7 protein-coding genes are annotated in these 6,008 nt (G+C 71.5%); 6 read left to right on the top strand and 1 reads right to left on the bottom strand.

Annotated features, from left to right (window positions below; translation table 11 throughout):
- The 6 genes from AC08OJ_RS17970 to AC08OJ_RS17945 form a co-directional block, all read left to right on the top strand.
- Positions 1 to 1,531: serine/threonine-protein kinase (locus AC08OJ_RS17970; protein ID WP_476596344.1), on the top strand; the 1,531-nt coding region annotated here is incomplete at its 5' end.
- Positions 1,479 to 1,790, top strand: a complete 312-nt coding sequence (locus tag AC08OJ_RS17965) for a hypothetical protein (protein WP_476596343.1) — start codon at positions 1,479 to 1,481, stop codon at positions 1,788 to 1,790. The genes AC08OJ_RS17970 and AC08OJ_RS17965, both read left to right, overlap by 53 nt.
- A gap of 99 nt (positions 1,791 to 1,889) precedes the next feature.
- Positions 1,890 to 2,108 (top strand): hypothetical protein, encoded by a 219-nt coding sequence (locus AC08OJ_RS17960; protein WP_476592108.1) that lies wholly within the window; start codon positions 1,890 to 1,892, stop codon positions 2,106 to 2,108.
- Positions 2,109 to 2,249: 141 nt separating this feature from the next.
- The gene (gene mqnC / locus AC08OJ_RS17955; RefSeq protein ID WP_476592107.1) at positions 2,250 to 3,437 is read left to right on the top strand and encodes a cyclic dehypoxanthinyl futalosine synthase; all 1,188 of its coding nucleotides are present in this window, start codon (positions 2,250 to 2,252) and stop codon (positions 3,435 to 3,437) included.
- A 24-nt stretch (positions 3,438 to 3,461) separates the two neighbouring features.
- Positions 3,462 to 4,544, top strand: a complete 1,083-nt coding sequence (gene add, locus AC08OJ_RS17950) for an adenosine deaminase (RefSeq protein WP_476592106.1) — start codon at positions 3,462 to 3,464, stop codon at positions 4,542 to 4,544.
- Positions 4,541 to 5,263 carry a demethylmenaquinone methyltransferase gene (locus AC08OJ_RS17945; RefSeq protein ID WP_476592105.1) on the top strand — a complete coding sequence of 241 codons (723 nt, stop codon included), beginning with the start codon at positions 4,541 to 4,543 and terminating at the stop codon, positions 5,261 to 5,263. The genes add and AC08OJ_RS17945 overlap by 4 nt, the downstream gene beginning before the upstream one ends.
- Before the next feature lie 57 nt (positions 5,264 to 5,320).
- Here the strand turns inward: AC08OJ_RS17945 and AC08OJ_RS17940 are convergent.
- On the bottom strand, positions 5,321 to 6,008 hold a 688-nt coding region (locus AC08OJ_RS17940), incomplete at its 5' end, for a dienelactone hydrolase family protein (RefSeq protein WP_476596342.1).

Below are 6,008 nucleotides of genomic sequence, written 5' to 3'. Positions count from 1 at the left end.
TGCGGAAGACAAGCCTAGTGGCGGATATCCGGCCGAGGCGCCGCATCCCGATGATCCGACCACGATCGGTGTTTACCAGGTCGTCGGTCGGCTGGGCGCGGGTGGGATGGGAACGGTGTTCCTCGCCCAGGACGCAGCCGAGAAGTTCGTTGCGATCAAGGTGATCAGGTCGGACCTCGCCGTCGACCCGGAGTTCCGGGCACGTTTCCGGGACGAGGTGGCGGCCGCTCGGCGGGTCGCGCCCTTCTGCACCGCCCAGGTCCTCGATGCCGATCCCGACGCGCGTCGTCCTTATCTGGTCACGGAGTACATCGACGGCGTCCGGCTTGATCAGGCCGTCACCGAGTCCGGTCCGCTGCCGCTGTCGACACTGCAGGGCGTGGCGGTCGGCGTGGCGTCTGCGCTCACCGCCATCCACCGGGCCGGCATCGTCCACCGGGATCTCAAACCGAGCAACGTCATGCTGTCGTACTCCGGCCCCCGGGTCATCGATTTCGGGATCGCCCGCGCGCTCGACATGACAAAGGGCCGCACCCAGACGGGTCTGGTCCTCGGCTTGGTCGGCTGGATGGCGCCCGAGCAGATGGAGGGCGCCGCGCTCGGCCCGGCGGTCGACGTCTTCGCCTGGGGACTGCTGATCGGTTACGCGGCCAGCGGCGGTCACCCCTACGGCCACGGCACCTACCTGGAGATGTCGGAGAAGATCCTGACGGGTCAGCCGGACCTGCGGGCCATGCCGCCTGATCTCACGTCGATCGTCCGGTCCGCGCTCGCCCGCGACCCCCGGGACCGGCCCTCCACCGAGAACCTGCTGCTCACCCTGCTCGGCGAGCGCGGCCGGGCCGGTGACGCGCGAGACGCCGCGACCGCCCTGCTCGACGGGACCTGGCCACGGGGACGCAGTGCCGCCGCGGCTGGGGCGGTTGCGGCCGACGGGGCCGACGGGGCCGGTCGACCGGATCCGACCCACGTTGCGACCCCGTATGAACAGCGGCGCTGGTGGGAGAATGAGTCCCGGCCCCTCGGCGGCGATCGTTGGTGGAACGACTCAGCCCGCGACATGCCCCCGCCGGCCGGTCCGCCCATGCCGCCACCCGCGCTGGCACCGCCACCGGCCGCCGACCGCGCCGCGGCGGATTCGTCCAGTACGACGATGAGGCCGACGGGAACGGCCACCGATCGGGTTTCGACGATTCCGGCGAGAGGGGCCATCCGCCGCCGGCACCGGACGCCCGCCCGATGCACGGCGGCCAGCCCCGGGCGGATTCTCCGCCGGCCGGTCAGCCCTACCCGGACCAGCCCTACGCGGGTCGGCCCTACGCCGGGCCGTGCCGCGGAGGCGGCACCGTCCCCCCAGGCGCCGGCACGGCCCCGCCCCGTGGCCCAGCCAGTGGCCCCCGTCGGTGCCCGCGGGTCCCGAGCCTGTCAGGGGGCGCGGTGCGCTCTCGCCGGAGCCACGGCCGGCCCCGGCCCCGTGGGTGGCCGAGGCACGCCCGGACCGGCGCGGACGCGCGCCGGCTCCCTACGCTGAACCGGCGCCGCGACCGCGTCCCCGGCGTCGGTTCCGGCTGCGGATCCCTTTCAAGCGCACGATTCTGTTCGTCCTTGTCGTCCTGCTGCTGCTCTACGCGGCGGACCAGATCGCCTTGATGGTCGACGAACAGCGCCAGCGGTTGTGGGACAAGGTCGTCACGTCGGTCAAGGACGACACCCGTGACCAGCTCGACAGTCTGTGGAACCGGGTGAGGGACACGTTCGGCGGCTCCTCGGGCGGGTCGTCGAACGGATGACCGGCAGGCGTAAACCCCTGCCCGGATAGGTACACCGTTATTATAGCCAGTTTCTCGAACAAGATCACGGATTTCCTGCACAGCCCGAAGACCAAGGAGATGGTCAACAAGGCCAAGGCTGCGGCCAACCGGCCGGAGAACCGAGCCAAGATCAAGCAGCTCCAGGCGAAGATCACCAGCCGCGGCCACGGTCACCACGACGCCGGTCCCGCCAGCCCGGCCGGCTCCTCGACCGCCGGTTCCTCGACCGGTGGCTACACTGACGCCACCCACGGTGGCTCCAGCCCGGCGGACCCGGGGACGCGATCCGGACACTGACCGTTCATCCCCCGCGTCGCGCCGATGGCCCCGATGGCTACCCTGGGAGGATCGCCGAAGGTGATTCGACGGAGACCCCGTACGGTGCCCGATGCCAGGGGTCCCCGCGTCGCGCCGAAGGCGCTACGCGGGGAGGGCCGTATGGATGTCGATGGCGAGATTCCGGTGGGTCAGGGCGATGGTGAGATCCGGTCCGTGCTGGACCGGGCCGCAGCCGGCGGGCGTATCTCGGCGGAGGAGGCGCTGCTCCTCTACACGAGGGCGCCGCTGCACGCGCTCGGCGGTGCGGCGGACACGGTCCGTCGGCGCCGTTTCCCCGATGGCATCGCGACGTACATCATCGACCGGAACATCAACTACACGAATGTCTGCGTGACCGCCTGCCGGTTTTGCGCCTTCTACCGCGCTCCGAAGCATGCCGAGGGCTGGGTCCGCGACGTCGAGGATATCGTCGCCAAGTGTGGGGAGGCGGTCGAGCTCGGCGCCACGCAGATCATGCTGCAGGGCGGGCACCATCCCGACTTCGGCATCGAGTGGTATGAGCGCACCTTTGCCGCCATCAAGAAGGCATATCCCCAGTTGGCATTGCACTCGCTGGGCGCCAGCGAGGTTGTGCACATCGCCCGGACGTCCGAGCTGACCTTTCCCGAGGTCATTACCCGGCTGCGGGACGCGGGCCTGGACAGCTTCGCGGGCGCGGGAGCGGAGATCCTCACCGAACGGCCCCGGCAGGCGATCGCTCCGCTGAAGGAGCCCGGTCACGCCTGGCTGTCCGTGATGGAGACCGCTCACAACCTCGGCCTGGAATCCACCGCCACCTTCATGATGGGCACGGGGGAGACGGACGCCGAGCGCATCGAACACCTGACGATGATCCGGGACGTCCAGGACCGGACCGGCGGGTTCCGTTCGTTCATCCCCTGGACCTACCAGCCGGAGAACAACCATCTCGGCGGGCGCACCCAGGCGACGACCCTGGAGTACCTCCGCCTCGTCGCGGTCGCGCGGCTGTTCTTCGACAACATCACGCATCTGCAGGGCTCCTGGCTGACCACCGGCAAGGAGGTCGGCCAGCTTACCCTGCACATGGGCGCCGACGACCTCGGCTCGGTGATGCTGGAGGAGAACGTCGTCTCCTCCGCCGGGGCGCGCCATCGCACCAACCGGGCGGAGCTGATCTCCCTGATCCGCGCGGCCGACCGCATTCCCGCGCAGCGCGACACCCGCTACCGGCACCTCGTCGTGCACCGCGACCCGGCGCAGGACCCGGTCGACGACCGGGTGGCCTCGCACTTCTCCTCCACCGCGCTGCCGCTTATCTCCGCGTAGCCGGGAGCACCATACAGTGACCGGGTGAGTGACTCCTCCGGATTCGCGGTTCCGTCCCCGACCGGGCCGAAGATCGAACTCCACGTCCATCTGGAGGGCACGGTCCGTCCCGCCACCCTGCTGGAGATGGCGCGCCGCAACTCCGAGGCGCTGCCCGCCCGCACGGTCGATGGCCTCGCGGACCTTTACCGCTTCCGCGACTTCGACCACTTCCTGAAGGCCTGGATCCTCACCACCCACGTGATGCGGATGGAGGCCGACTTCCGCCAGGTGGTCGTCGACTACGCCGCCGAGGCGGCCCGGGCGGGCGCTGTCTACCTGGAGGGCATCTTCTCGCCCTGGTTCCGGGTCCATCGGGGGGTCCGCGTCGAGGAGATCTTCCACGGTTACGCCGACGGGGCGATCGAGGCCAGGGAGCGCTACGGCGTCGAGGTGCGCCTCACCCCGGACATCGAACGGGTGCTGCCAGTCGAGGCCGCGATGGAGGTGGCGCGGTGGGCGGTGCGGTTCGCCGATCGCGGTGTCGTCGGCATCGGGCTCGGCGGACCGGAGGTCGGTCATCCCCCCGAGCCGTTCGCGCCAGCGTTCGCCCTGGCCGCCGACGGCGGGCTCGCCGCGGTCCCGCACGCGGGGGAGACAGCGGGCCCGGTGTCCGTGCGGAGCGTGCTCGACGCGCTGGGAGCTAGGCGGATCCGGCATGGGATCCGGGCCGCCGAGGACCCCGAGCTGATGCGACGGCTGGTCGATCAGGGGATCGTGCTGGACGTCTGCCCGGTGTCCAACCTGCGGACCCGGTCGGTGGCGTCCCTCGACGATCATCCTCTGGCGGCGCTGCTGCGGGCCGGGGTCGCGTGCTCGCTCGCCACCGACGATCCCGCTATGTTCGGCACCGATCTGGAGACGGAGCACGCGGTCGCGGCGGGGCTCGGTGCCCGGGCCCGCGACCTGTACACCGCCGGGGTCGCGGGCGCGCTGTGCGACGAGCCGACCCGCGCGCGGCTGCGGCGGATCGGCGAGAGCACCGATTGGGACACCGTCGAGAGGGCCGCCCGCGACGCCTCGGCGGCGGCCTCGGCGCGGTTCGGCGGCGGGGAAGGGGCATGGTGAGCAGAGCGGGACTCGACAAACGTCCGCGGGACGTCGCGTCGATGTTCGACGGGGTGGCCAACCGGTACGACCTGACCAACACCGTGCTCACCGGCGGGCTCGACCGGACCTGGCGGCGCGCCGCGGCGGACGCGCTGGACCTGCGGCCGGGCCTTCGGGTCCTCGACCTCGCCGCCGGGACGGCGACCTCGTCACGAGCCTTCGCGCTCGCCGGGACCGACGTGGTGGCCTGCGACTTCTCCCTGGGGATGCTGCGGGCCGGGCAGCGTCGGCTGGCGTCGCGGCCGTTGCCGGGGGATGCCGGGCGGATCCTGCTGACCGCCGGGGACGGGCTGCGGCTGCCGTTCCGGGACGAGACCTTCGACCGGACGACGATCTCGTTCGGTCTGCGCAACGTCGCCGACACGCTCGGCTGCCTCACCGAGCTGCGCCGGGTGACCCGTCCGGGCGGGATGTTCGTGGTGTGCGAGTTCAGCCGCCCGGTCTGGGCGCCTTGGCGGACGGTCTACGTCGAGTACCTGATGCGGGCCCTGCCAGCCGTGGCCCGCGCGGTGAGCAACAGCCCGGACTCGTACGTCTATCTCGCCGAGTCGATCCGGGCCTGGCCCGCCCAGGCGGAGCTGGCCGGCCTGCTGCGGGAAGCAGGCTGGTTCCGGGTCGGCTGGCGCAACCTCACCGGCGGCGTGGTGGCGCTGCACCGCGGTCGCGCCCCGGACTGACGGTGCTGGACCGACCATGGTGCTGGACCGGCCGGCGCCACGGTCGGCGGGGTGGGCTCAGCCGGGAACATGCGAGTCGAACCAGGTCAGCATGCGTGACCAGGCGTCCTTCGCCGACGGGCCGTGGTAGGCGGCGGCGCGGGCGTCGTTGTGGAAGCCATGCCCAGCCTGTGGGTAACGGACGATCTCGGTGGGCACAGACGCCTTCTGTGTCGCCGCCCGCAGGTCCTCCACCTCCGAAGTGGGGATGCTCGGATCCTGGTCGCCGTACAGACCGAGCCACGGTGCCTGCAGGCGGCCGGCGAGATCCAGCTGGGCGGGTTCCCCGAAGCGGCGCATGGTGATCCCGCCACCGTAGAAGGTGGTCGCGGCGCCGAACGGCCGGGCCACCGCCGCCTGGAAGGCGATGCTCCCGCCGAAGCAGAAGCCCACGACGGCGCAGCGGTCGATGGCGGTTCCCTCCTCGGCGAGGACGACCAGCGCGGCGTCGATGTCGGCGAGGAGGTCGGTGCCGTTGAGCTTATGAATGATCTTCACTGCGGAGGCGAGATCGTCGTAGTCGAAGACGGGCGAGCCCGCGCGGTGGAACAGGCCGGGGGCGATTGCCCGCCACCCCCCGCGCGCGAACCTCGAGCAGACATCGGTGATGTGCTCGGTGAGGCCGAACGCCTCGTGGAGGACGACGACGCCGCCGCGTGCGGGACCATCGGGTTCGGCGAGCGTGGCCGGGGCGGGCCCGTCGGGG

Source organism: Frankia sp. CgKIO3, from assembly GCF_977946435.1.
This window is presented reverse-complemented; position numbering and strand designations above follow the sequence as displayed.

What these genes read in the sequence shown, in the direction of transcription:
- AC08OJ_RS17960 (WP_476592108.1), top strand. Translation starts at nt 1,890, where the DNA reads ATGGTCAACAAGGCCAAGGCTGCGGCCAACCGGCCGGAGAACCGAGCC.
- mqnC (WP_476592107.1), top strand. Translation starts at nt 2,250, where the DNA reads ATGGATGTCGATGGCGAGATTCCGGTGGGTCAGGGCGATGGTGAGATC.